Below are 23349 nucleotides of genomic sequence, written 5' to 3'. Positions count from 1 at the left end.
GCCCTGGAGTAACGCATGACAGCCGCATTGCCTCCCGAACTCACCGGCCGCAAGGGCGGCAGCAGCAAGCCGAAGGAGCCCAGCGAGGCCGTCGACAGCCTGCGTAGTATCGCCAAGGCCAAGATGCTCATCGCCGTGGGCGAAGGGGAGTTCGCTGGCGCGCCCACGGCGCAGACCATCTACCTCGACAACACCCCGCTGGCCGATGCCCAAGGCAATAGCAACTTCACCGGCGTCTCCTGGGAGTGGCGCCCGGGTACCGTCGAGCAGCCCTATATCCCTGGCCTGCCGTCGGTTGAGAACGAAACCACCATCAACGTGGAGCTGCGCAGCACCGCGGCCTGGGTGCGCTCGGTCAGCAACACCCAGTTGTCCGCCGTGCGCCTGCGCTTCGCCTGGCCTGCTCTGCAGCAGCAGGATAGCGAAGGCAACATCAACGGGTATCGGATCGAGTACGCCGTGGACGTGGCCACTGACGGTGGCGCCTATCAGCAGGTGCTGCTCGAGGCCGTGGACGGCAAGACCACGACCCGCTACGAGCGCTCCCGCCGGATCGACCTGCCCAAAGCCAGCAGCGGCTGGCAGATCCGTGTCCGCCGTATCACTGCCAACCAGAACAACAACCGCATCGCCGACACCATGTCCATTGCGGGCATCACCGAAGTTATTGATGCCAAGCTGCGCTATCCCAATACGGCGCTGCTCTACGTCGAGTTCAGCGCCGAGCAGTTCAGCAACATCCCGGCGGTGACTCTGGAGTGCGATGCGCGCAAGGTACAGGTGCCGACCACCTACGATCCGGTGAACCGCACCTATTCGGGCGTCTGGGACGGCAGCTTCAAGTCGGCCTGGACCAACAACCCGGCCTGGATCACCTTCGACGTCGCCACGAACGACCGCTTCGGTCTGGGCAAGCGCATCAAGCCTTGGATGGTCGACAAGTACGAGCTCTATCGCATCGCCCAGTACTGCGACCAGCTGGTGCCGGACGGGAAGGGCGGCCAAGAGCCCCGTTACCTTTGCGACCTGAATCTGCAAAGCCGCACCGGCGCCTGGGAGCTGCTGCGCGATATCTCCGCCATCTACCGCGGCATGACCTATTGGGCCCAGGGCCAGCTGAACGTGCAGGCGGACATCCCGCGCTCGGCCGACTTCGATTTCGCCTTCACCCGGGCGAACGTCATCAACGGCAAATTCACCTATGGCTCTTCGAGCGAGCGCACCCGCTACACCCGCGCTCTGGTGAGCTTCGACAACCCAGCGAACAACTACGACACCGAAGTAGCTGCCGCCTCCGACGCCAAGCTGCAGCGCCGCTACGGCGATAACCCGATCGAGACTAGCGCCATCGGCTGCACCCGCGAGTCCGAGGCCCAGCGCCGCGGCAAATGGATCCTGCTGACGAATAGTCAGGACCGCACCGTGACCTTCCGTGTGGGCATGGACGGTCGCATTCCGCTGCCGGGCCATGTCATCCCGGTGGCGGACAAGCTGATCTCCGGCGCCGAGATCGGCGGGCGCATCAGCGCGGCTGCTGGAACCGTCATCACCCTGGACCGCAACACTCGGGCGAAGGTGGGCGACCGCCTGATCATCAACCTGCCCAGCGGTGCCTGCGAGGGTAGGACTATCCGCCAGGTGGCGGGCCGCCAGATCGCCGTGACCACCGCGTACAGCGAAACCCCACAGGCTGAACTGGTCTGGACTCTGGATGCCGACGACCTGGCCGTGCCGCTGTACCGCGTTATGAAGGTCACCCGGCCAGAAGAGGGCGTCTTCGAAATCTCGGCGCTGCAATTCGAGCCGTCGAAGTTTGCTGCCATCGATACCGGTGCCAAGCTGGAAAGCCGGCCGATCAGCATCCTGCCCACCGGTACCGTCGAGGCACCGGCCAGCGTGGCGCTGTCGGCCTACCACGCCGTGAGCCAGGGCATCACCGTCACCACCATGACCATCTCCTGGACGGCGGTGCCTGGCGCGGTGGCCTATGACGTCGAGTGGCGGAAGGACAGCGGTAACTGGGTTCGCATCCAGCGCACCGGCAGCCTGGCCGTTGACGTGCCGAGCATCTACGCCGGCGGCTACCTGGCGCGCGTGCGCGCGGTCAACGCCGTGGACATTGCCTCGGTCTGGAAGACGTCGAGCCTGACGCAGCTGACCGGCAAGGTCGGCGCACCGCCGGCGCTCGCCCTCCTGAAAACCACCGCGGGCCCCTGGAAGATCACGCTGGACTGGGCATTCCCGGCCGAAGGGGCAGGGGACAGTGCCTATACCGAGATCCAGCAGGCCATGACCGCCCAGGGCGACAACGCCCAGAGCATGGGTCTGTTCGCGTTCCCGACGAACACCTACACCCTGAACGGGCTGGCGGCCGGCGCTCGACTGTTTTTCCGTGGCCGACTCATCGACCGCATCGGCAACGTGGGCCCCTGGACCAACTGGACCGTGGGCACTGCCAGCACGGATGCCACCGAGTACAACCAGCTCATCACCGAGGAGTTCGTCCATAGCGCGCTGGGCCAGGAGCTGTTCGATCGTATCGACCTGGTGGACGCAGACGCGTCGGTACCGGGCTCGGTCAGCAACCGCATCGCGGAGACCCGCAGTGCGCTGCAGCAGGAGCTGGACGCCGTCCAGAACCAGGTCGACCAGATCGGCGACCTGGCTGACGCTCAGGAATACAAGAAGGACGAGGCCTACAAGGCCGGCGCCATCGTTACGGTGGACAACGCCCTGTTCCAGGCCAAGAAGGACGTACCGGCAGCCGCCGATGGCAGCAACGCGCCGCCTGCGACCGCCTACTGGCGCGACGCCGGGGCGATCATCCGGGAAGGCGATGGACTGGCCTCCCGCGTGACCTCGGCCGAGAACACCGTCAGCATCCAGGGCGGCAAGATCACCGCCAACAGCAACGACATCACCCAGCTAAAGACCTCGGTGTCTGGCAAGGCCGAAAGCACCACCGTGCAGGCCCTGCAGAATCAGGTCACAAGCCAGGGCAACACCGTCACCGCTCAGGGCTCGGCGATCACCAACATCAACGTGGCGTTGGGTGATAGCGGCAGCGAAAACCTGCTCTACAACCCGGGATTTGAAACCTGGGCCGATGGTTTCGTGGTCGCTGCCGGCTGGTACGCGGACGGCGATGCGAACGTGGGCAAGACCTACAGCAAGGTCGCGTCCTTCCTGAACGCCCAGACCTTCGCCCAGCGCATGGTGCTGACCAGCATGTCGGCGTCGGCCGGCGCCTACATCTACAACGAGGACGTCCGGAACAAGGTCGTCACCGGTGCGCAGAAGCTGGCAGCGTCCATTTACGTCAAGGCGACCGCAGGGGCCGTCGTTTTCGTGGCGTTCCGCGCCTTCGACGCCGCGGGCAATGCCGTCTATTACGCCGAGGGCACTCGTGTTGTGGCGGATGGCACCGCACAGCGGCTGACCTGCCTGGGCGAATGCCCGGCCTCGACGGTCGCTATCCGGCTTATCCTGCGGGTCTACGGCACCGCCACGCTGTCGACGGTCACCGTGGACTGCGATAACGCGCAGCTGCAGCTGGGCACGACCGTGACCGGCTGGAAGGACAACACCAAGACGGTCATCGACAGCCTCGCCGGACAGGCCACGGCCACCAACCAGCTGGCGGGTCGGGTGACCAACGTAGAGGGCACGCTCACCAGCCAAGCCACCAGCCTCACCAATCTGCGCAGCGACCTGGGCAACGCCGGCGGGGAGAACCTCCTCTACAACCCGGCGTTCACCGAGGTGAGCCCAGATCCTCGCCTGGCGCTGGGCTGGAACATGGATGGCGGGGTAGTCGACTCGACGACCTCGGCGTCCGCGAGTCTGGTGCAGTCCTGGCTCAGCTCGGCTGAAAAGTCGATGCGGATCGACTTCAAGGGCGTGGACCTCAATACCCGTTATTTCTCGATCAACACGTCGGTCGCGTACCGGGTCAAGGCCGGCGCGGGCCAGGCCGTCACCGCATCGATCTACATGCGCGGCACGCCGGGCATCCGGATGCAGATCTTCATCCAGGCGCTGAAGGCCGACGGCGTTGCGATTGGCGCCCCGGTGTCCCAGCTGTTCGAACTGGACGCCACCGGCAAGCGGTTCTCCTTCACGCACCCCGGGCTGCCGGCCGATACTGCCATGGTGTCCCTGTTCTACCGGGTCCGCCCTGCAGCTTCCGGTGTTGCGGACGGCTTTGTCGAGGGCACCAGGGCACAGCTTGAGGTCGGTACCGCGGTCACCGGCTGGAGCAACAACGCCAAGGTGCTCTCGGCGCAGCAGGATGCGACCGCCACTGCTCTGTCCGGCCTGACCACGACCGTGAACCAGCAAGGCAGCAACATCACGTCGCAGGCCGGCCAGATCACCAGCCTGAGCACCAGCATCAAGGGCGCGGTGCAGCAGGCGTTCAACATGGTCCCGAACCCCACGTTCGACCCGGCGTTCAACACGATGGGCTTCTACATCGTGCAGACCACCGCGGCGGGCGTGCCGGCGAACTGCCCGTTCCCCTATGCGGCCCGTATCACCGCCCGGGATAACTTCCCGGACATCAACAGCCTGCCGAACTTTCCGGTGAAGGCGGGCGACGTCTACCGGTTCAGTGCCTTGGTAGCGGCTGGCGCCAACACCGGTACCCGGCCGTTCCAGCACTACGCGACAAGGTCGACCACGCCGTTCGGGGGCCGGACCGCCTACCAGAGCTCGCCGCCTACTGCGGTCACGCAGACTTGGACCCGCGTGACCTGGGACCACACGATCCCGGCTGGGCAAACGTTCCTGAACCCCATGCTGCAGATCGAGACGCTGAACGCGGAGACGGCCACCTGGTACGTCACCGACTGGCACTGCGAGAACATCACGGCGGCCAAGCAGGCCCAGGCCACCGCTGACGCGGCGGCGACGGCCACGACGAACCTCGGGACTCGCGTCACCTCGGCAGAAGGGAACATCACCAGCCAGGCCACCCAGCTGACGAACCTGCAGGCGCAGATCGCCGGCACCGGCATGTTCGCGGCGGGCGTCAACTTCGAGTTCCTGAACACGTTGCGTGGCGCCTATCTGGAACAGGCCGCCAGCGGGGCAACGCTGACTGCCTACCAGCAGAACGCGACCCTGACCGGCTACGCCAACTTCCGGCTGCCGACGTTCGCCAACACCAACGGAGCCCAGAACTACCTTATCAAGATGCGGATCCGCCGGCGCAACACCACCCGCAATCCTGGCCGCATCTACTGGGCCAACGAGGATGGTGGGCTGTCGGAGGCCCGGACGGCATCGTTCAGCATCAACCTGAACACCACCGACTGGCAGGACATCGAGATCGATCTGTCGGGCAACGCGGCCTGGGCGAGCAAGACGGGCAACTTCACCATCCGCTTCGACTTCCTGAACGCTCAGGACACGTCCGCGGTGGTGGACATCGCCTACATCGCCATCGGGCGCCGTGCCGCGGCAGCGTCTGCCACCGCGCTGACCGATACCCAGGCGCAGGTGACCCAGCAGGGCGCCACGCTGACCTCTCAGGCTACGTCGATCAGCACGCTGCAGACGTCGTTGGGGAACACCAATGCGTCAGTGCAGCAAGTCAGCCAGGCCCAGGCCAACACGGATGGGAAGGTGAATGCCAACTGGGCGGTGAAGCTGGGTGTCACGAAGGAAGGCACCTATTACATGGCTGGTATCGGCGTTGGCATTGAAGCGGGCGGTGGCAATGTGGGGCTGCAGTCGACTGTCGCTGTCGCCGCTGACCGCTTCCTGGTGCTGGGCCCAGGCATCGACGGGAAGGGTAAGGCGTTCTTCTCGGTGGTGAATGGGCAAACATTCATCGACACAGCGTTCATCAACAAGGCCTACATCCGGGAAGGGATCATCGGTCAGAACCTGTACTCCCAGAACCTGACCTGGGCTGGTCTTCCGATCATGAACATCGATTTCGCCTCGGGTGCGCTTTACATCCGAAGCGAGGAGACGGGCCTATCAGAAATCCAGATCGACCGCGCGGCGTTCCGCTGCTATGTCAACAATCGGCTCCGGGTTCGGGTAGGGAGGTGGTGATATGCCAGAGGGCATTCAGGTTTTCGATGAGAGCGGAAACATCGTCCTCGATACAAACGACCGGTTAACACGCTATCTCGGCTTCCACCAGCCTACTACTCCGAACGGCGCGATCGACATCCCTCAATTTGGCGATCCGGGTAACCGGCGTCCCTGGTACACCCTACTGAGAATCGGTGCTCCTGAGATCGGCAACCTAGCGCTGTACGAGAATCCGACAATTATTATTCAGGGAAGCACGCTCACTTGGTACTCACGCGGGACAGCGGGGGGCGATGCTAGGCACTGCCTGATCATCTGGGGAGATTTCTGATGGGCGCTGGCTTCCAGTGTTTCAACGATGATGGGGTAGTGCAGATAGATGCCGACTGGCGTTGCCAGGCCCTGACTAGGGCGGGCGGCTTTGGAGCTTCGCCCAATCTCCAAGCGCTGTCGGTAAACGGTTCAAACCCACTCATCTTCTTTCGTTCGGACGGGCGGATCCATCTCACTGATCGACGCCAGAGCGGTAGCACTTTCACCTTCTATTTCTACGCCCAGCAGGCCGGTGGGGTTTTCTACGTGTTCGACTGGAGCGACGAGCAGACCAATGTAGGTTTCCAAGTTTTCGATGGAAACGGAGCATTAGTGTTCGATGCAGGGCAGAAGTATCTGAGAGTGGCAGGAATGGAGACCCTAACCGCCAATTACACCGGCTCATCCTCCTTCAGGTCTATGCCTGGCCGGTTACTCGCCTTCCTGGGAAGCGGCCTAGCATTCGATTACTACAGTGACCAGATCGATATCAACATGTACGACGTCAATCGTTCCTTCAGCTACCTAACCGGCGGCAATGGTGGTTACTACGTGAACCAGGCGGTGGATAACTACAACAGCAGTGTCGCGCTGGATGGAGGGTCCTCCGCTATGTGTCTCATCGCCGATGTGACCAATTATCCGACCAATAGGTAGGACAGATATAGGTTCGCCAGGGCGACCACCGCCCTAACTATCAAATCTCATCAGCCCGCCGCGTGCGGGCTTTTTCATGTCCGGAGGACACCGCTATGCCTTATGTCGTACTCGCCCAGTTCTACAACCTCGACGCCTCCATGGAGTTCGCCACCGAGGCAGAAGCCGAAGCCAAGGCGAAGGAGATGCTTAACACCAATCCCAGCATTGAGGTACGCACTGCCCAGCTGCTGAAGAAATACAGCGCCAGCGTGCGGGTGACCTCGGCGGTAATTGAGGACGCGGCCCCCGCCCAGACCGGCGACGTCGGCTCGGCCTGAGCCGCTTTGTCCTCACGATCTTAAGGAATCGCCTGCCGAATCACCGGCCATTCCCCGCAATCCTTACGCTCATGAGGACAGCCCAACTACTCAGGATTCCTTGGTAGTTCACCAGCCCGCCCCCGAGCGGGCTTTTTTGTGCCTGGAGAAAACCATGCGGACATCCGCCGAGGGCGTCGCCCTCATGCACCACTTTGAAAGCTGCCGGCTGGTCGCCTATCCGGACCCGGGCAGCAAGGACGGCCATCCCTGGACTATCGGTTGGGGGCACACCGGGCCCGAGGTCAAGAAAGGCCTGGTATGGACGCAGGCGCAGGCCGACGCCGCCTTCGTCCAAGACCTGGCTGCAACCGAGGCCGGCGTGCAGCGCCTGGTCAAGGTACCTCTGACCCAGGGCCAGTTCGATGCCCTGGTCTCGTTCGCCTACAACGTCGGCCTGGACGAGAACAAGAACGGCAAGGCCGAGGGCCTGGGCGAATCGACGCTCCTGCGCAAGCTGAACGCCAAGGACTATGCCGGCGCCGCCGAGCAGTTCCTCCGCTGGAACAAGAACGACGGCGCGGTGATGCACGGCCTGACCAAGCGTCGCACCGCAGAGCAGGCCCTGTTCCTGGGCTCCACAGCCCGGGTGGCCATCGCCGCGGGTGAGCAGGCGAAGCGCGCCACCGCCTGAGGCGAGCAGACCCACAACCGCGTCACCTCATAGGAGAGGGACTATGCAGTATCAACGCCGCCTACCGAACGCCATGGGGCCGGTCTACGACCAGATGGAGGAAAGGGACCGCCTCGATGGCCTTATGACCACCGGCACCAACGTCCTGACTAAAAACCTGTTTGGCCGCCTGCGTGCCGAGCCACTCACCGCCGCCACCACGTTCAACGGCAACATGGAGCTGGAGGCTGAGTTCCTATCCCTGTGCCTGGGCATCCCGAACATCCATACCGATGCGATCGCTGGCGTGAAGGTGAGCATCGGCGTGCTGTCCTCGGTGCCCGCGGCTGACTATCAGCTGTGGATCAACCCCGAGAACAACGAGTGGCTGGATTTCACCATCGATCTCCCTAAGCGCCTCGGCGAAGAGCGCCCGAGCATCACCTATATCGATGCTGCGGCGCTGGCCAGCGTAGCGCGCACCGACGTCGCCAACGGTCGGACCCTCATCATCTACCGCATCGAGTTCCCGGCGAACTCCGTCGCGTCAATGCCAGCCAACAACCAGTATTACTGGCGCGGCTCTAAGGCGCCCCGCGTGCTGCGCACCAGCAGCCAGGCCGTCCAGGGGGTTACCACCAAGGCCTCCTACACCAACCAGGCCGCCTATGCCGCAACCAAGGGCGGTGACGACTATGCCGTCGTGCCGGTCGTCCAGTACCAGACGGTTGCCCGCGGCCACCAGGTGATGATCTGCGGCGATAGCATCCAGGAGGGGATCGGCGGGGACGTGCGCTGCTATGGCGCCATGCAGCGATCGGTCTACGAGCTGTCGACGCCTGACCGGCCGTTGGAGTACTTCAACGCGGCGCTGCATGCCCAAGGCCCGGACGTCTACAGCCGATTCCTGGCGGACCATGTAGCGGTCGTACGTCCTACCATCGTCACCTACTCGCCGTGGTCCGGGAACGATGTGGCGGCTGGTACCGGAATCACCCCCGCTGCCATGCGCCGGCTCAAGGCCTCGCTCGGCAGGGTGTTCTCCTCGCTCCAGGCGGCAGGCCTTCGCCCAATCGTGCTGCTGCCCGAGGCCACGCCGGTCAATACCGGCTATCGAAACGTGGGTGCCAACGACCAGGCCCGCCGCGACTACAACGCCACCTGGTTGCCCAGGGTGTCCGGCGGCATCGTCATCAAGGGCTTTGCTGCGGCGATCACCGGCGGCCGCGACGGTACTGGCCAGGATCAGATCCGGGACGGCGCCACCGGGGACAACGTCCATCCGAACGACTTCGGCCACGACCTGCTCAAGGACACGGTGAAGCCTTACTTCCAGCTGCTGCTGGATAGGGTGGCGTGATGGCCGTGCTCGAGCAGTACAGGGCAGCCGCGCTCACGGTTGCCGCAGTCGTCCTGCTCGGCCTGGGCGGAGTGGTCGGCGGCGGAGTGGCCTACTGGCTCACCGCCGACCACTACCGACCCGTCGTCGAGAAGCTACAGGACAAGGTGACGGCCTCGGCCAGCACCCTGGCGTCCTGCCGCACCACCAGCAGCACCCTGGAAGGGCAGGTCGGCCAGCAGAACCTGGCTCTGGCGGATCTCCGGAAGGCCGCCGAGGAACGAGCCAAGAAGGCGGAGCCGATCCAGGAGCAGGCGGCGAAGGCAGCCGCCGGCGATTACCAGGCCGCCAATCGCCTGCAGCAGGAGCGCACTGGCGGCGACCCGGCGACGGCCGCCGCGGCCATCATCGACAAGGAGCTGGGGCTATGAGGTGGATCATGGTGGGGGTGCTGGTCGCGCTGGCGGGGTGCGGCGCCCAGCCCGTTGTCGAGCCCGAGCCGCGCGTGGTGCGCGTCGAGGTGCCAGTCCAGGTGCCGTGCCGGGTGAAGGAACCGACAGTGCCGGTTTGGGCGGCGGATGGACTGCGGAGGGAGGACGGCCTGGAGGTGAAGGTGCGGGCCTTGCTCGCAGAACGTCGCCAGGCTAAGGGGTACATCAAGGAACTAGAGGCTGCAGCTATAAGCTGCCAGTGACCGAGTCCTAAGAACTTCAACTGGCTTGTATCGCAGCGAATAAGACCGCGCCTAGTCCTACGCACATTGCGCTTAGCGCAAGTAATAGGAACGGTTGCTCGCCGCCGCTACTGTCCTCCTTAGCCGGCCCTGAGAGAGGTGGAACCCTGCTCACCTGATAGTGGCCACCAGGATTGAATAGCGTCACTGTCCTTGATAACTGATAGCGCAACCGAACGCTCCTTTCCGGTCTCTGGCTTGAACTCTATGGTCAAACCATTCGCGCTGAGTATTGCGATAACGAATGCGGATAGCAAGGCGAATGACGCGCCACACGTCGCAATCGCGATCACCTCAATTGCTTTTTTCTTTGCACGCCTACCTCCTTCGCGCGATAAGGATTAGATGTCATTTTGACATTAATCATCAGACGATTCCGCGAATGAGGCTGCAGATATGCGCATTGGCCTCGGTGTGTCACGTCCGGCGAGCCAGCAGGTTGCGCCGGGAGGGGGCAGGAGTAGAGGCATGCCAGTAACCCCTCATAGGCGAGGGATTACATGGTGGGAAGATCCCACCTATTCACCTTTCGGCACCTCGGCGAGGATGGCGCGGATCTGCTCAATGTTCGGCGGCCGGCGCGGCCCCGAGTGGCGTAGGGACCGTTTCGTTCTCCCAGCGGCCGAAGCCCAGGCTTTTGCCAGTAGCCAATCCTGCTGTCCAGCGGTATTGCTGATGACGATGTCCCGGCCCATAAGGTCAGCGATCTGCTCGCACAGATTGTCGCGCTCGTCCGGAGAGCGTTCGGCCAGCGTCATACGTAGGTGGGAGTCGAGCAGGGCTTGGACGAGAGAGGACTTGCGCATTGATCTGAGGTTGGTGGTAAAGACGCCGTCCTTGGCGAAAGAGTAAAAGAGCCCGGTGTGATGCGGGCCTGGCCCAAGCCTGGCTATCGATTTGAGTGAACGGACCAGAAATCGTGAGTGGCGAGCTTTACCAGAAGCAGAGCACCGTTGAGAGCAGCACAATACCCGTTATCACGATCTAGACCAACAGAATCACTATAGCTGCTTTGAGCTCTTAGTCAGTCATTCTTCGCGTTGTAACCGCTGGGTAGATCGTGCCCATTCGAGCAGCGATCCTACCTCATCAGTACGATCGTCGATGCCTCTCTCTTCGAGCCTATGAATCAGCTGAGCCAAGAAAATGGGATCCTGTCGGGCCTGATCCATAACCGTGCTGAGATTCAGCTGTTCGAGTAGTAGGAGTCGGGTGCGAACTTCGCTATCGGGGTTGGTCATAGCGGCCTCTTTGATGTCGGCTGCTAGAGCCATGGCGGGGCTCAGTAGACCCAAAGCAATTGGCGAAGTGCCACCGTTCGGCTTCGCGGGCATTCAGGGTAAGACTGCTCAGCCAGGTCATTTAGCTGCAGGAAAAACGTCAGGGGATCGGGTGTCGGCAGAACGCCGGGAGAGGGGAGAAAATCGTTTCCGTATTGAAATCGACGTGCCGCGCCGTTGCTGGCCTGGAGACGTATTCAATAGGTATGACTTACGGAAATGAGAAAGCTACGCAGGCCGCGCCATTGCTGGATTTGCCGGCAGACTTGAAAACCGCCGACTCGCAAGGGTCCCAGAGTTCGAATCTCTGCGCTTCCGCCACCTTCGAAGCCCCGTTCTTACGGGGCTTTTTGCTGTCTAGAGGGGCGGATTTCAAGGCCCGTTGGGCGGGTAAAAAAGGAGGAGTTCCGAAACTATTTCGGAACAGTTCCGAAACTCCGCCTATTTCGTGGGGCTCGCGATAGCGCCCAGACGACGATAGACACGCTCGGTGATGTCCTCCTCGGTGTGGCCCAGAAGCTTGCTCGCTTCCTTCGGATCGAGGATTTCAGAGGCCGCTTTCGGCCTGATGTCGCGAAACTGGAACTGGCCGATCCGGAGCGCCAGTTGCGCATCGCCTGCCTCCATCGCGGCGATCTTCGCCAAGTCTCTGGCCGCATCCCAGCGGATCCGCAGCATTGACGTCGTGAGGCGGCGCCCGCGACCGGTGACGATCAGGAACGGGCTGACCCGGACAGGGTAGCGGGCTACGAACATCCGCAGCAGCGCGCCCAGGCTGTTGTCCGCCCCATTGGCCTGCAACAGGATGCGCAAGCGTTTGCTGGTCTTCCCCTGCTGCACGGTCAGGAACTCCCCCTCGACATCATCCCAGCGCATGGACAGCACGTCGGCCGGGCGCTGGCCGGTGAGGTAGGCGAGGTCCATGGCGTCCTTCAGCTCCGGCGTGGCCTTCTGATAGACAGCAGCCCACACCGCGTCATTGGCATAGTAGTCTCTGGGTGCTTCCCGGTTCTTCCTGACGCCCTGGCATGGATTCTCCCGGACCGTCAGCCCCCATTCCCGCGCCATGTTGAAGACGTGGGATAGCGTGGCAATCTCGCGATTGGCTCGCACCTTCGCCGTCCGGGCGTCTCGGTACTGGGCGATGGTTGCCGGGGTGATTGAGTCGATAGGCGCTTCGTCGAAAACGGGCCTGAGCTGACGCAGCTCGGCGAGGTTGTCCCGCTGGGTGCGGGGCGCCTTCTTGGGGATCACGTCCCGGACGTACCGATCGAAGATGGAGCGCATCACCCGTAGGTCCTGTGGCTTCTCCTTCGCTTCCAGCTCCGCCCACCGCATTCTGGCGACGTCCAAGTCGCCCCCCAGTGGGATCTCCTTCCCGGCAGCATCGCGATAGTAGTAGGCCACCCAGACCTTGCCGTTCTTCCTGGCCCGCTTGCGCCGGTAGACGCCCGGGGGCAGGTCGCGGTTCTCCTTGCTTCTAGGGCGCATCTCATTTCACTCGAGAAAGGTCCGGCGTCCAGGCCTGGGCCGGCAGTGGAGGGGGCTGGTAGGCTCCAGGTGCTGGAAGAATGCCAAGCTTTTGCCGGGCATACAGGCGCCCTACCAATGGCCGCTTGCCGCGGCTCTCGACGTAGTGCCAACGGTGATCGTCAAGCCAGCGGCGTTGCCAACCTCTGGCTTTGTAGCCGGTAATCTCGGCCAGCTCTTCATCGGAAAGGATTTCGCTTTCCATGGGCAATACCTCTTCGCGCCGGCCGGCTGCCAGCGGTGCGGGATGATAGGAAGTAGCGGATCTAGCAGGCAGGATTGGCTCAGCGAGTGATCCGATGGCGGGTGCTATTTGGCTCGCGGTTCTGTTTCTACAGCTGGCGGTCAGGAGGAAAGGGCATATAACCCTTCTCACCAAATCTCCAAGACAATCGCAAAGTTTGCGCTTGGATGTAGCGCCTAGCCTTCGTAAAAAAGCGCTACGGAGCGGCTGCTCTAAGATGCCGGCGGCTATTCTGCCGAACATGCCAACAGCCAGGATCGCCTACGTCCCACGCAATATCCTTATTGATCAGCGGACGACCTCGTACGCCCAGCGAATGGCATGGGCGATGCAGGCGATGCCTACAAAAGACAAATGGATAAGGGGAGCTGCGATCACGGCCGGACCATCGATGCTGTTAAGCATGAATACCATGCTCACAACGTCCACTGCGATGAATGCCAGTATTCCCAGAAGATAAGGTCTCCAAAGCCTAGGGAATGCGCTAAGGACGGCAAGAACGAAGAGCGATCCCATCCAAAGTAGGCTCAGTGCAAATGACATGGCCATATTGGGTAAACCTTTAGTTCGCGGAGGGTAAGATGATCATCACCCAGACTGGACTGAATGCAGGGATTATCCCAGTACTGCCTTACCCTTAGGAGATAGGCTATATTTATATCTATTCCCGCTCGGATATTTGGTGAACTTCGCTGGCTAATTTATTTGCGCACTAATCTTCCTTGTAGAGCTCTTTGATAAAGTATTCTCTGCTTTTTTCAAGCTCTAGTTCTACCCATTCCTTAGATAGCGACCCACTCTCTTTTGAGCTTTTTATTAATTCGCTTTCAAAGTTTAGGCTTTCTGATATCAAGCCAAACTCCGAGCCGAATGATTTGGCATTCCTCATGATCTCATACAATGTTTTATGCTCAGAAACGGTTTTCTTGTGCTTGCTCATGCGGTTAGCTCCTCCTTGCGATACCCGGCATTACAAAATGCCACGTTTCGTTCGATCAGGATTGATAGCAGTTTTGCAACTGTCAGAGTGAAAACTTTATCTCTTCCCCAAGAAAATTGACCAGGGTAGTCGCTAGTAAAAACTATTACACCCAGCGGCTTTTTACCGTCTCCGATTTGTCCTGAATCATTTATTGGTACAGAAATAAATGATCGATATTTACGATCGCTAGGGTTTGTAGATGTTGTACTGAGTTCTGAGCTTTTAGTGATGTCTTGGCAAATTTTTGCTTCGCCTTGGATAAACGCCAAACCAACATGGCCTTGACCTGGCTTCCAGCTTCTATTTGAAGTTTTTAGCCTGTTGTCGTGGCTTCTCCACTTGACGATCAGTTCGTCACTGGACCTGTCGTGAAGGTAAAGCGCGAAATTATACAGCGCATCATTTTGGTAGATAAATAGCTTCGATCTATGCTCAACCAGATGAGAAAGTATTCTAGTGAGACTGTGCTCCCAGAACTTTAAACGATCATTAAAGGGAAGGTTCTCTGGCGCAGCATTCATCTCGTCGATGATCGACTCAAGCTCAAGAGTCATAAGATAAACAACGCTTTGTTGAGTTTTGGATGTTTCGAATAAAGATTCCGCGTTAGGTATTATCTCTGTTTTGTATTTTCTGTTTTCTGTCAATAGGTCGTCTACTGCTAAAGTCGTAGATTTTCGGCTCCCTGCCATATATATTACGGCGGCAAATACTAGGTGTACTATTGTTGTGACGATGTAAATCGTTTTTTCCAATAATGAAAAATTCTGCTCCGCAAAAAGTTTGCTAGCAAATACACCTATTATTAATGGTGCGAAAAGCGTCATCCAAGTGTTTGCCGAAAAAATCACGGCTGAAATTATGCTGGCTTCAATGCGCTTGTTGGCGGCATTTGTATTTTCTACTTCCATCAATTCTCTTCCGCGTTTTTACAAGCTCGGTTTGCAGCACTGGATGAAGATTATAGCTGCTTCTGCATTGATCGCGTTGCCGTAGGCGCGCAGGCGTCCCACTCGGGCGGGAGCCCTATCAGCCAGCGGGAATGTGCCGGGTTCAACTGGCCGGAACTTGCCATCCCGGCATCCGAGCCAGTCAGCATCTCGCCAGAAGCCGTTAACCGGACCGGGGAGGGCGTCCGCGTCATCCCCGCGCACCTGGGCAAATCTCGATCCGCGTGCCGGCTGCTGTTGTCCAGGCTGCCCACGCTGTTCTTGTGATCCCGCACAACTGGTGTCGGCCAGCCCGCCAGCACTGCTCGCCGCCCCAGCTGATCCGCCCTCATGCCGAACACCGTGTTCAGCTCTGGGACTCTGGGTTTTATTTCCCCCGTGTCCCGCCAGTCTCGCGATGTTGGGGTAGTCCATCCCGCCAGCAACAGCGCCTGGCAAAGATCCTGTGGCGATCCCTTTTGGACGATTTCTCGCAGTGCGGCTTCCAGCGTTCTGACGTTCTTTTCCCCATCCGCTGATCTGAGCGTTGGCCATCCAGTAGAGCCGGTCGCGGATGTTCGGAGCACCGACGCCCGCAGCCGGGAACGGGATGGCCCCGAAGGAGTACGCCATGGCTTCCAGGTCAGCCTGTACAAGGTCGATCCAAGGGCCTGCGTTTTTGCTCGCAACCTGCTCTCCAAAGACGACTGGAGGCTGGCGCTCGCGGATGAGCCAATGGAAGTCCGGCCAGAGGTGCCGCTCGTCATCAAACCCAGCTCCCGCGCCTGCCTGGGAGAAAGGTTGGCAAGGACAGGAACCGGTCCAAACAGGTCGATCATCTGGCCAGCCGGCGCGGCGAAGAGCGTAGGACCAAACCCCGATACCGGCCAAGAAATGGCACTGGGTGTAGGGCTTGAGGTCGTCTGGTCGAACATCGCGGATGTCCCTCTCGTCGACGTCGCCAGGCGCGATGTGCCCGGCGGAAATTAGGGAGCGCAGCCACGCGGCCGCATACGGGTCGATCTCGTTGTAGTAGGCGGCCATTGATTACTCGGCGTGGTCAGGCGGCTTTCGATCCGAAGGGCTGAAGGCCAACCTTCGGGGCGCCGGTCTTCTTGTCCTTCAGCGGCTCGCCCTGGGCATCCAGGAGAACGGACTTGGCCTTGATCTGTAGCTCGCGGCAATCGAGCGTGCGCCTGGCGATCGCTATGAACTGCTCGGCGTACTGCGGGGCGTCGTACAGCGGCGACAGCTGCTTCACCCGCTTGCTGGCCATGATCTTGTCCGCGCGCTCCTCGCAGGCCTGCTGCCACTCCTGCGGGGTCAGCTGCAGGCGCTGGCCGGAATCGTCTCGGCGAGTGGTGGAAACCTTCTTGCGCGCCTCGGCCAGCGCAACGTCACGAGTCATGCCGAACACTGCGAAGGTGCTCATGATGCCTCCAGCGTCTTTACCAGGCCGGCGAAGGTGGCAGCGTGCTGATCGGCTGCGCGCTTCTTGGATCGGGACTCAGCAGCGATACCCCGCACCCGGGGCGCGCTGCTGTTGAACTCGGCGGGGCGGGTCAGCTCGGCCGGGGCCAGGTAGGGTAGGGTGGCGATGCTGCCGCCGGCGGCCAGGTACTGCTCGACGGCCTGGCCCAGGCTGGCGCGCTGCGGCTCCCGCGCTCGGATGTCGTGCTGAAAGTCGGGGATCATGCGGTGAGCTCCCCTTCAGTGCGCAGCAGGTTGGCCGCGGTGCGCCAGGCGGGGACCTTCTGGTCAGCCTTGCGGTAGTAGTGGACCCAGGTGCCGTTGGCGCGGCGCTCGGCGCGATAGGGCCAGCACTCGAAGCCCAGCATGCGGGCACGCGAAATCACTGCCGCCGGGCTACGCCCGATGATAGGTAGGGTGATCATGATGATGGTCTCGGGATGGCGCCGAGCGGCGCGGGGGAATGGGTGCCGGCTTCAGGGTTGAACCGTGGCCGGCGGTGATGCAGTGCGAGCTCCTGTTGACCTATAGCTGGCGCGACGTCCGGTCTTCTGCATCGGGGTGTGATCTCGCTGGACTCCAACCAGCACCTCCCTCGCGAGCGGGCGCCCTGTCTGGAAGATCACACCCCGATGCAGCCTGGTGACCCAGGCGATCGGCCCAATCAGGTGGAGCGGGGTGGAATGACCATTTCGGCGAAACGTGACATGTCACGCTGGGCGATCTGGTCGGCATGGTGGATCAGCAGGGTCAGTACCTCGGCCCGCTGTTTGAAGCCGCCGGCGGCGCAGATCCGGTCCAGCGCCTCGGCGGTACGCTGGTACATCTCGAACGGCATCACCTGGTGGCCCAGGGCGGTCAGGCGGTCGGCCTCGCGCTTTCGCTGGTCGGCCTTCCGCTCGGCGGCGGTCTTCGGTGTGGTCATGCGTAGATCTCCGGGGCTTCAGCGCGGCGCATCATCCGAACCTGGGCGGTGCGGCGTTCCGGCGCGCGGCGGTCGCGGCGCATCGGGTCTTCGTCGAGGAAGGCATGGGCCATCACCAGGGTCATCAGGGCCACGCACAGCGGGCTGATGATCTGGCGCTTCATGGCCTCGGCCACCAGCTGCGGGGCGCGCTGCACGCCCAGCTTGAACATCGCGCTGCTGACGCGCTTGGTGACGGTCATGGGGGCAATCGCCATGTCGCGGGCGATCTGCTTGTGGGTCAGGCCGCTGGCCAGGCCCATCACGCATTCCAGTTCTCGGGGAGCCAGGCCCATGCCCAGGCGTCCTTGCCATTGCCCGAATTCGATCACGGTGTGGATCCTTACGCCGCTGCGGCGTGGTACTGGTGTTGGTTGAGGAGCTCTTCGAAGCCCGCCAGCGTGCGCTGGAAGTAGAGCTTCAGCCCGGGGGTGGAGGCCTGCTGCATCTCGCGCCGGTACATGGCGGCGAGGTCTTCAACGTGCGGCAGGATGTTCAGGTACAGGGTAGCCGGCGTGGCCGCTTCGATCTGGGCGCGCAGCCAGGCGACGTAGTGCTGGTTCATGACGAGCTCCTCAGCAGCCTGATCCCTCGGGCCGTGTTGGGGGTGAGCTTCAGAAATCCCTTTTCTTCCAGCGCTTCCAAGTGCTCCTGGGCGCCGTTGGGCGATGCCATGCCCATCAGCTCGGCCAGCTCGGCGCGGGTGGGCGGGTAGTTATGGGCCGACAGGAAGGCTTCCACTTCCTGCAGGGTCTGCAGCTGGCGCGGGGTGAGATCGTTGGCCATGTGGCCTCCTGTTCGGTTGGCATCCCGTCTGGCCCTCGTGGGAAGGCCAGCCAGTGATGCCCTACGCTGCAGTTACCTGGCTTGCGCGAGCACTGCGGATCTGTCCGTTCACGTTGATCTTGAGCCAGACGCCGCGGCCCTTTCCGCTGCCCAGGTTGACGCTGTTCAGGTAGGTGCCCTGCTTCTCGCCGCTACGCAGCTTTACGGTTACGGCCTGGCCTTCTTTCAACTCGATCATGGGGTGTTGCTCCTTTGGGGTGGTTTTCCCGGCTGGCCCTGTCGCCAAGGCCAGCGAGGAAAACTGCTCTCCACCACGCGCATCGCCGGGGTCGTCCCTCTGGCCGGTCTCCACTCTCTGGGTGGTGTGCGGCTGGCTTGCGTGGCTTCGCTCGGCAGGGTGTATTGCCGAGGCCAGTACCAGAGCTGGCATGGGAGCCGAAACTTGTAGCCCGCGCTGTACGCCTGGTGGCGGATCGGCTCGCGGGGATCCCGAATTGTTGAAAGAGCAGGGCGGCTTTCGCTGCCGGCAGGTTGTGACCTGCCATGGAGTAAATATGTACCATAGGTTCAAATCAGGTCAAGTACCAAAAGTACAGATTTTTCTGCGGGCATTAAAAAGCCCGCTCGGCGGCGGGCTTTCGGTGACAGCAGGTCAGTCCTCTTTCGGTACCGTCCAGAACACCTGGACATGGCCATCGTCGCGATGCGCGATCGTCACGTTGTCGTTCTCGCCGATCTCGTCCAGCACCCGGTCCCAGGCTTCAGGGTCGTCGCTGGGGTAGCGCTCCAGCACCGCAGCCTTGTCCTTCTGCGCGGCCGGTGCGTTGATGGCTCGCATGACCCGCTGGGAAAGGAGCGTGTAGGCGTCCACTGGTGGGCGGGGCTGTTCGGCGGTGGCAACGTTACGCGGCATCGGGTACCTCCTTACTGTGATACTGTTCAAATATACAGTATGGTAGCGAACCGGAAGGCGCAAGGCCGGTAGTGCGGATGTACTACATCGCGTCGGCTCGCCCGGCCCCCAGGAGCCCGCCGGCGTATCATCGCGCCCGCATCAGATCAGGAGACGACCCATGTCCTACAACCTCGCTGACCTACCCATGGACGAACGCCGCGCCATGGAGGACCACAAGGCCGAACTCTTCGAGTTCTGGAAGGCGAACAAGGACCGCAGCTACGGCGATGCCGCGCGGATATTCGGGGCGAAGGAGAAGAAGGGGAAGGGCTGGCGCGCCTGGGCCGACCTGGAGCTGGCCGGCATGGAGCCTCAGCAGTACCGCAACATGGTGAAGGCCGAGATCAACCGACTGCAGAGCGGGAAACCGCGAGAGTAGGGCAGCCAGGTAGAGAAAACCCGGCGCCAGGCCGGGCTAGTCCTCAAACACACCTTCCGCCTTTGTGATGAGAGCCTGTGCCGCCAACTGGATGGGTGCCTTTGGGGCAGGCTTGGGCCAACATCGGTCCAGATAGAGCGAGCAGCAGGCCGAGCAGAACGATTTTCTTCATGGCAATCCTCCGTAACGACCACAACGGTCATGGAGGTTATCGGCTGATCAGACGTCTGCTATAGGGCGGAGATGAACCGGCTGCAGAGCGCCAAGCCGCGAGAGTGACGCCTACCGAGCAATGGAGTAGTTGTCCACAGCGAGCACATTAGTGCGAAGCACTCGTCCGTTCTCGACCACTGAATAGTGGAATAGCCTGATAGCCTTCGCATCCCTCAACGCGTCGAAAAGCTCATTTAGTCTTTCAGGATCGAAGCTCGAAAGGTCAATTTTCCCAGCGAAAGCGTACTCTTCGCCCGGTATGCGTAGCGTCAGCGACAGAGCTTCGCCATTCCTCTTGATCATGTCGATCAAAAGGTCCTCCCTTCTTTCCTGCCTCGCTCTGGTGTGAGGTTCTGCCGCGCGAATGTTTGCAAGCTCGTCAGCGTTGTAGTGCTCACCCTGGATGCTGATCGATGACGCGTCAGGAGCCCCCTGGACTATGGACCTATAGCCTTCAGTAGCTCGGTCCCTAAGCATTCTTGCCTCCTCAGGAGGCTTTCTAGAGAGCGCGTCCGCCAGCTTTTCTACCAGCCGAGCGTGCGTGTCCTCTACTTTCTGTGATGCATCTAGGCGTGCCTGCTCCGCATGGGTTCCATTCCATTCTTTGAAGGCTTGGTACCCTGCATAGCTCAACACAGCCACGATCAGAATCGCAGTTATGTTGTTACCGGAGAGCTTGTTCAAGGGAAGCGCTGCAAGCAGACGGTTGATGAATTCATCCAGAGGGCCTTTACCGTGAGTGCACCCTTCGGTGATTTTGAAGACGATCTCAAGGTCGGCCTTCTCTGCGTGTGTGAGTCTCGTGAGGACGGGAGTTCCATACCGTATTTCAGCATAGGCCCGCATCATCTGCTCATGGAATTCGATGAAGCCCTCCATGAGTTTCGGGGTCAGCGTTCCCTTATACCGATCACCTTCCACCTCTACGTCGAAATTGGGCCATCCTTTGAAGACGGGCACCACCTGCGCCGAGGGATCTGCGGCGTCAAGAAACCGCAGAAAGGATTTCGCGCTGGTCACTACGTTCTGTTTCGACATTAGCAGTTCCTGGATACATCTGGTCTCGGCGAGTTATTGCAATTGCTCACCATGATTTCGCCCTCAGGCCCTCCGTGCATTCCTTCACGTCGTCATCGATCACGCTGCCCGGCTTGATGCACTCCTGCATGGAGCGCCGAGGCCCTCGGTTCTCGATCCGCTCCTGACGTTCAACCTGCGCGAGCGCCTGCTTGGCGCCGTCCGCCATTGGGCCTTTGCCAGCGGCCCAGGTCTGCAGGATGGATTTCTGGGTATAGCTCGTCGCGGCCTCGACTGCCGGGCGAATTGCGTTCGCAGCCTGGGCGAGGGCGGTGTCTTCGGCGAAGACAGGGGTGGCGAGAAAGAGGGTGACCGAGCTGGTCAGGAGGTATCGCATACAGGCTTCCTTGCTGTGTGATAACCAGGGGTATCGGCATCCTGCCGGCTGGCTTTAGGTTAGACCTTTCCACCACGCGTAGATGGTGAAAGCGCACAGGCTGGCCGTGGCTATCAGGAAGACGCCGTTCAGCGTGCCAATGATGTAGGTGGTCAGCTTCGTGAAGATCGGGTGTTCCTCTATCGTCAAGTGAAGACTCTCATAGCGGCGCCAGCAAAAAGCCCCGCCAGCCCCATCGTCATTACTATCGCAACAGCCCCAAGTACCTTAGCTTCCTTTCTAGATATCTCGTCCATGAGTCTAAAGCGCTCCGTTATCAGCCTAGAGAGCTAATGACCAAGGCAACCATCCCTGCCAACCCAATCGCCATCAGGACGACGGTGAGCCCGAAGGCGACAACTAGCTTCTTCTCGAAGTCATCCATGGGCGGCCTCTTGGGTTTGCTTACAGTTCCGGCTCCTGCACCGACCACACCCATCCCAGCTCTGGATCCAGGCGCAGGTGATAGGTTGTGAGCATGGGCAGCGAGCCCAGCGTCCCGGGCGAAGAGTCCATCTGGAAAGAGCTATGTGGCCAGGCGTAGGACTGTCCCTTCACCGGGCCATCGATGATCGGCAGAGCGATGTAGGGGTCACGCCCCAGGTGTTCCGATGCCATCACGGCCTCCTTGGCTACTTGATTGCCCTGCACCACGCGAGCCACATCCGCTCCTCGGTGGAGAGCTTCCCGACAGCGCGGGCCTCAAAGTTCCTTATCATCGTCGCGCGGAACGCCGGTGAGGCTTGTGCTTCGAGCATCACTGAGCCGAGGTTCGTCGCAGAGAGCTTGCCCATGCGAAGCTCCCATTCGTAGTTGATATTCACCATGGCATCCCCTCCGGGGCGGCGGCGTACCAGGCCACTGACCTATCGCTGTTTCGGCTCGGCCAGACGTCTTTCCAAAGCCTGATCGCATTCATGGGCACCTCCTGTGCCGGTAGGTCAGAACTGCTCGAGCTTCGCTATCACCACGCCCAGGATCACGGCCTCGCTGTCGATCCGCACGAAGGGCTCCGGCCAGGACGGGTTCAGCGCCTTCAGATAGCGGAACGTCCCCTCGACCACCAGTTGCTTGAAGGTAGCCTCCTGCTCGTCGACCATCTTCACCACCACAAAGCTGCGATTGATCGCCTCGACCTCGGGGTCGCAGTAGATGATGTCGCCTTCGCTGAAGGACTTCCCGCCGTGGGGATTGAACATCGAGTCGCCGCGCACGCGCAGCGCGAACGTCCAGTCGCTGTGAGGAACAGGGCAAGGTAGGTATTTCTCGGCCATGCCTGGTGCGTAGGCCTCTACTGCCTCATGGAACGATCCGGCCTGCACCCAGCTGATCAGCGGGATGTTGCCGCGGTTGGCCGGGGCCGGCTCGGTGTTGGGCGCTTCGCGCGAGTCGGCTGCAGCGATGCTATGGCGCTGCAGCCCCTCACCATACTCCAGCCACTCCCGGCGCACGCCCAGCTCGTCGGCCAGCTTCAACAGCTTTTCCGATCCTGGTACCGCCTCGCCGTTGAGCCATTTACTGGCCGCTTTCGCTGTCACGCCGGTGGCTTTCGCCAGGCGAGCGCCTGCGCCCCAGTCCTGCCAGCCGGCAGCCGAGATCGCCTTCTTCAGGCGTTGAGCGAAGCCTGATCGCAAATCCGATGAATGAACCATGGGTTCAATAATCGCACGGCTTGCCTGTACTTTCAGTTCCATCTTAATATGTACTCCGGGTACAAATTTAAGTCGCAGGAGAAGCCATGAGCTTGCTCAGAGAGGCGGTAGATGCCGCAGGTGGAGTCGAGAAAGCGGCCGCGCTTTGCGGCGTCAGTCCTCGGGCTGTTTACAAGTGGCTGAAGGCAGGAAGCCTGCCCCGCACCGACTACACCGGCGAGACCCGCTATGCGGCTCTCCTGGCTGGTGCATCGGAAGGTCGGGTGGCCGCCAACGTCCTGTTGGCTGAGACCTCTCCGGGCCGGGCCGCCTGACCATGGAACCCATTATCCGCGTCATGGCCTTGCGCCAGCAGTCACGCGGGATAGCTGTGATTCCGTCCAGTACGCGAATCGCAGGCACAAAAAAGCCCGGCGGCAACCGGGCTTTCTATACAGCAACTCTGCGAGGA

Annotated in this window: 31 protein-coding genes and 1 pseudogene; 11 read left to right on the top strand and 21 right to left on the bottom strand. The window is 61.2% G+C overall.

Annotated features, from left to right (window positions below; genetic code table 11):
- Nucleotides 1-15 precede the first annotated feature (15 nt).
- From DBY63_RS25250 to DBY63_RS12235, 9 genes and pseudogenes are all read left to right on the top strand, one after another.
- Nucleotides 16-2925 (top strand): annotated as a pseudogene (locus DBY63_RS25250) (host specificity protein J); the annotation flags it as partial.
- Nucleotides 2926-3213: 288 nt separating this feature from the next.
- Nucleotides 3214-6066, top strand: a complete 2853-nt coding sequence (locus DBY63_RS25375; protein ID WP_349254543.1) for a DUF1983 domain-containing protein — start codon at nucleotides 3214-3216, stop codon at nucleotides 6064-6066.
- Between the two features lies 1 nt (nucleotide 6067).
- On the top strand, nucleotides 6068-6379 hold the full coding sequence (locus DBY63_RS12265) for a hypothetical protein (RefSeq protein ID WP_108582102.1): 312 nt from the start codon (nucleotides 6068-6070) through the stop codon (nucleotides 6377-6379).
- Complete coding sequence (locus tag DBY63_RS12260; RefSeq protein WP_108582103.1) at nucleotides 6379-7017, top strand: hypothetical protein; 639 nt, start codon at nucleotides 6379-6381, stop codon at nucleotides 7015-7017. The genes DBY63_RS12265 and DBY63_RS12260 overlap by 1 nt, the downstream gene beginning before the upstream one ends.
- 95 nt (nucleotides 7018-7112) lie before the next feature.
- The gene (locus DBY63_RS12255) at nucleotides 7113-7337 is read left to right on the top strand and encodes a hypothetical protein (RefSeq protein WP_108582104.1); all 225 of its coding nucleotides are present in this window, start codon (nucleotides 7113-7115) and stop codon (nucleotides 7335-7337) included.
- A 154-nt stretch (nucleotides 7338-7491) separates the two neighbouring features.
- On the top strand, nucleotides 7492-8010 hold the full coding sequence (locus DBY63_RS12250; RefSeq protein WP_108582105.1) for a lysozyme: 519 nt from the start codon (nucleotides 7492-7494) through the stop codon (nucleotides 8008-8010).
- A gap of 43 nt (nucleotides 8011-8053) precedes the next feature.
- Nucleotides 8054-9349 (top strand): SGNH/GDSL hydrolase family protein, encoded by a 1296-nt coding sequence (locus DBY63_RS12245; protein WP_108582106.1) that lies wholly within the window; start codon nucleotides 8054-8056, stop codon nucleotides 9347-9349.
- Nucleotides 9349-9759 (top strand): hypothetical protein, encoded by a 411-nt coding sequence (locus DBY63_RS12240; RefSeq protein WP_108582107.1) that lies wholly within the window; start codon nucleotides 9349-9351, stop codon nucleotides 9757-9759. The genes DBY63_RS12245 and DBY63_RS12240 overlap by 1 nt, the downstream gene beginning before the upstream one ends.
- Nucleotides 9756-10022: a hypothetical protein gene (locus DBY63_RS12235; RefSeq protein ID WP_108582108.1), complete on the top strand. Its 267-nt coding sequence runs from the start codon at nucleotides 9756-9758 to the stop codon at nucleotides 10020-10022. The genes DBY63_RS12240 and DBY63_RS12235 overlap by 4 nt, the downstream gene beginning before the upstream one ends.
- Nucleotides 10023-10579: 557 nt before the next feature.
- Here the strand turns inward: DBY63_RS12235 and DBY63_RS12230 are convergent.
- From DBY63_RS12230 to DBY63_RS12165, 16 genes are all read right to left on the bottom strand, one after another.
- Complete coding sequence (locus DBY63_RS12230; protein ID WP_146750251.1) at nucleotides 10580-10819, bottom strand: hypothetical protein; 240 nt, start codon at nucleotides 10817-10819, stop codon at nucleotides 10580-10582.
- Nucleotides 10820-11089: 270 nt separating this feature from the next.
- Nucleotides 11090-11302: a hypothetical protein gene (locus DBY63_RS12225; protein WP_108582110.1), complete on the bottom strand. Its 213-nt coding sequence runs from the start codon at nucleotides 11300-11302 to the stop codon at nucleotides 11090-11092.
- Nucleotides 11303-11782: 480 nt separating this feature from the next.
- Nucleotides 11783-12832 (bottom strand): tyrosine-type recombinase/integrase, encoded by a 1050-nt coding sequence (locus DBY63_RS12220; RefSeq protein ID WP_108582111.1) that lies wholly within the window; start codon nucleotides 12830-12832, stop codon nucleotides 11783-11785.
- Nucleotide 12833: 1 nt separating this feature from the next.
- Nucleotides 12834-13076, bottom strand: coding sequence for a DUF4224 domain-containing protein (locus DBY63_RS12215; RefSeq protein WP_108582112.1), 243 nt, complete (start codon nucleotides 13074-13076; stop codon nucleotides 12834-12836).
- A 751-nt stretch (nucleotides 13077-13827) separates the two neighbouring features.
- Nucleotides 13828-14055, bottom strand: a complete 228-nt coding sequence (locus DBY63_RS12205; protein WP_108582114.1) for a hypothetical protein — start codon at nucleotides 14053-14055, stop codon at nucleotides 13828-13830.
- Complete coding sequence (locus tag DBY63_RS24745) at nucleotides 14052-15008, bottom strand: hypothetical protein (RefSeq protein WP_146750250.1); 957 nt, start codon at nucleotides 15006-15008, stop codon at nucleotides 14052-14054. Before DBY63_RS24745 ends, DBY63_RS12205 begins: the two co-directional genes overlap by 4 nt.
- Nucleotides 15009-15026: 18 nt before the next feature.
- A complete protein-coding gene (locus DBY63_RS12200) occupies nucleotides 15027-16070 on the bottom strand; it encodes a DNA cytosine methyltransferase (protein WP_108582115.1) in 1044 nt (347 codons plus the stop codon).
- 16 nt (nucleotides 16071-16086) lie between these two features.
- On the bottom strand, nucleotides 16087-16458 hold the full coding sequence (locus DBY63_RS12195) for a hypothetical protein (protein ID WP_108582116.1): 372 nt from the start codon (nucleotides 16456-16458) through the stop codon (nucleotides 16087-16089).
- Nucleotides 16455-16721, bottom strand: coding sequence for a hypothetical protein (locus DBY63_RS24875; protein WP_158541726.1), 267 nt, complete (start codon nucleotides 16719-16721; stop codon nucleotides 16455-16457). Before DBY63_RS24875 ends, DBY63_RS12195 begins: the two co-directional genes overlap by 4 nt.
- The gene (locus tag DBY63_RS12190; RefSeq protein ID WP_058790601.1) at nucleotides 16718-16921 is read right to left on the bottom strand and encodes a hypothetical protein; all 204 of its coding nucleotides are present in this window, start codon (nucleotides 16919-16921) and stop codon (nucleotides 16718-16720) included. The genes DBY63_RS24875 and DBY63_RS12190 overlap by 4 nt, the downstream gene beginning before the upstream one ends.
- Nucleotides 16922-17160: 239 nt before the next feature.
- The gene (locus DBY63_RS12185) at nucleotides 17161-17421 is read right to left on the bottom strand and encodes a hypothetical protein (protein WP_108582117.1); all 261 of its coding nucleotides are present in this window, start codon (nucleotides 17419-17421) and stop codon (nucleotides 17161-17163) included.
- Nucleotides 17418-17756, bottom strand: coding sequence for a helix-turn-helix transcriptional regulator (locus DBY63_RS12180; protein WP_108582192.1), 339 nt, complete (start codon nucleotides 17754-17756; stop codon nucleotides 17418-17420). Before DBY63_RS12180 ends, DBY63_RS12185 begins: the two co-directional genes overlap by 4 nt.
- A 47-nt stretch (nucleotides 17757-17803) precedes the next feature.
- Nucleotides 17804-18025 carry a hypothetical protein gene (locus tag DBY63_RS12175; RefSeq protein WP_108582118.1) on the bottom strand — a complete coding sequence of 74 codons (222 nt, stop codon included), beginning with the start codon at nucleotides 18023-18025 and terminating at the stop codon, nucleotides 17804-17806.
- Nucleotides 18022-18246, bottom strand: coding sequence for a hypothetical protein (locus DBY63_RS12170; protein ID WP_058790599.1), 225 nt, complete (start codon nucleotides 18244-18246; stop codon nucleotides 18022-18024). Before DBY63_RS12170 ends, DBY63_RS12175 begins: the two co-directional genes overlap by 4 nt.
- A 61-nt stretch (nucleotides 18247-18307) precedes the next feature.
- The gene (locus DBY63_RS24870; RefSeq protein ID WP_158541725.1) at nucleotides 18308-18484 is read right to left on the bottom strand and encodes a hypothetical protein; all 177 of its coding nucleotides are present in this window, start codon (nucleotides 18482-18484) and stop codon (nucleotides 18308-18310) included.
- A 414-nt stretch (nucleotides 18485-18898) separates the two neighbouring features.
- The gene (locus DBY63_RS12165) at nucleotides 18899-19159 is read right to left on the bottom strand and encodes a DUF1654 domain-containing protein (protein ID WP_108582119.1); all 261 of its coding nucleotides are present in this window, start codon (nucleotides 19157-19159) and stop codon (nucleotides 18899-18901) included.
- A gap of 160 nt (nucleotides 19160-19319) precedes the next feature.
- Between DBY63_RS12165 and DBY63_RS12160 the strand changes: the two genes are divergently transcribed.
- The gene (locus DBY63_RS12160) at nucleotides 19320-19580 is read left to right on the top strand and encodes a hypothetical protein (RefSeq protein ID WP_108582120.1); all 261 of its coding nucleotides are present in this window, start codon (nucleotides 19320-19322) and stop codon (nucleotides 19578-19580) included.
- 282 nt (nucleotides 19581-19862) lie between these two features.
- Here the strand turns inward: DBY63_RS12160 and DBY63_RS12155 are convergent, their stop codons facing one another.
- The 5 genes from DBY63_RS12155 to DBY63_RS12135 all read right to left on the bottom strand — a co-directional run bounded on the left by DBY63_RS12155 (nucleotide 19863) and on the right by DBY63_RS12135 (nucleotide 22940).
- Nucleotides 19863-20831, bottom strand: coding sequence for a hypothetical protein (locus tag DBY63_RS12155; protein WP_108582121.1), 969 nt, complete (start codon nucleotides 20829-20831; stop codon nucleotides 19863-19865).
- Between the two features lie 46 nt (nucleotides 20832-20877).
- Entirely contained in the window at nucleotides 20878-21207 is a 330-nt protein-coding gene (locus DBY63_RS12150; protein WP_177411447.1) for a hypothetical protein, read from the bottom strand.
- A gap of 444 nt (nucleotides 21208-21651) precedes the next feature.
- Nucleotides 21652-21864: a hypothetical protein gene (locus DBY63_RS12145; protein WP_108582122.1), complete on the bottom strand. Its 213-nt coding sequence runs from the start codon at nucleotides 21862-21864 to the stop codon at nucleotides 21652-21654.
- A gap of 14 nt (nucleotides 21865-21878) precedes the next feature.
- The gene (locus DBY63_RS12140) at nucleotides 21879-22073 is read right to left on the bottom strand and encodes a hypothetical protein (protein ID WP_108582123.1); all 195 of its coding nucleotides are present in this window, start codon (nucleotides 22071-22073) and stop codon (nucleotides 21879-21881) included.
- Between the two features lie 114 nt (nucleotides 22074-22187).
- Nucleotides 22188-22940, bottom strand: a complete 753-nt coding sequence (locus DBY63_RS12135; RefSeq protein ID WP_108582124.1) for a S24 family peptidase — start codon at nucleotides 22938-22940, stop codon at nucleotides 22188-22190.
- Between the two features lie 44 nt (nucleotides 22941-22984).
- Between DBY63_RS12135 and DBY63_RS12130 the strand changes: the two genes are divergently transcribed.
- A complete protein-coding gene (locus tag DBY63_RS12130; protein ID WP_108582125.1) occupies nucleotides 22985-23212 on the top strand; it encodes a carph-isopro domain-containing protein in 228 nt (75 codons plus the stop codon).
- Nucleotides 23213-23349: the final 137 nt, after the last annotated feature.

It is taken from the genome of Pseudomonas sp. RIT411 (assembly GCF_003057735.2).
In the GTDB taxonomy this organism is placed as follows: domain Bacteria; phylum Pseudomonadota; class Gammaproteobacteria; order Pseudomonadales; family Pseudomonadaceae; genus Chryseomonas; species Chryseomonas oryzihabitans.
This window is presented reverse-complemented; position numbering and strand designations above follow the sequence as displayed.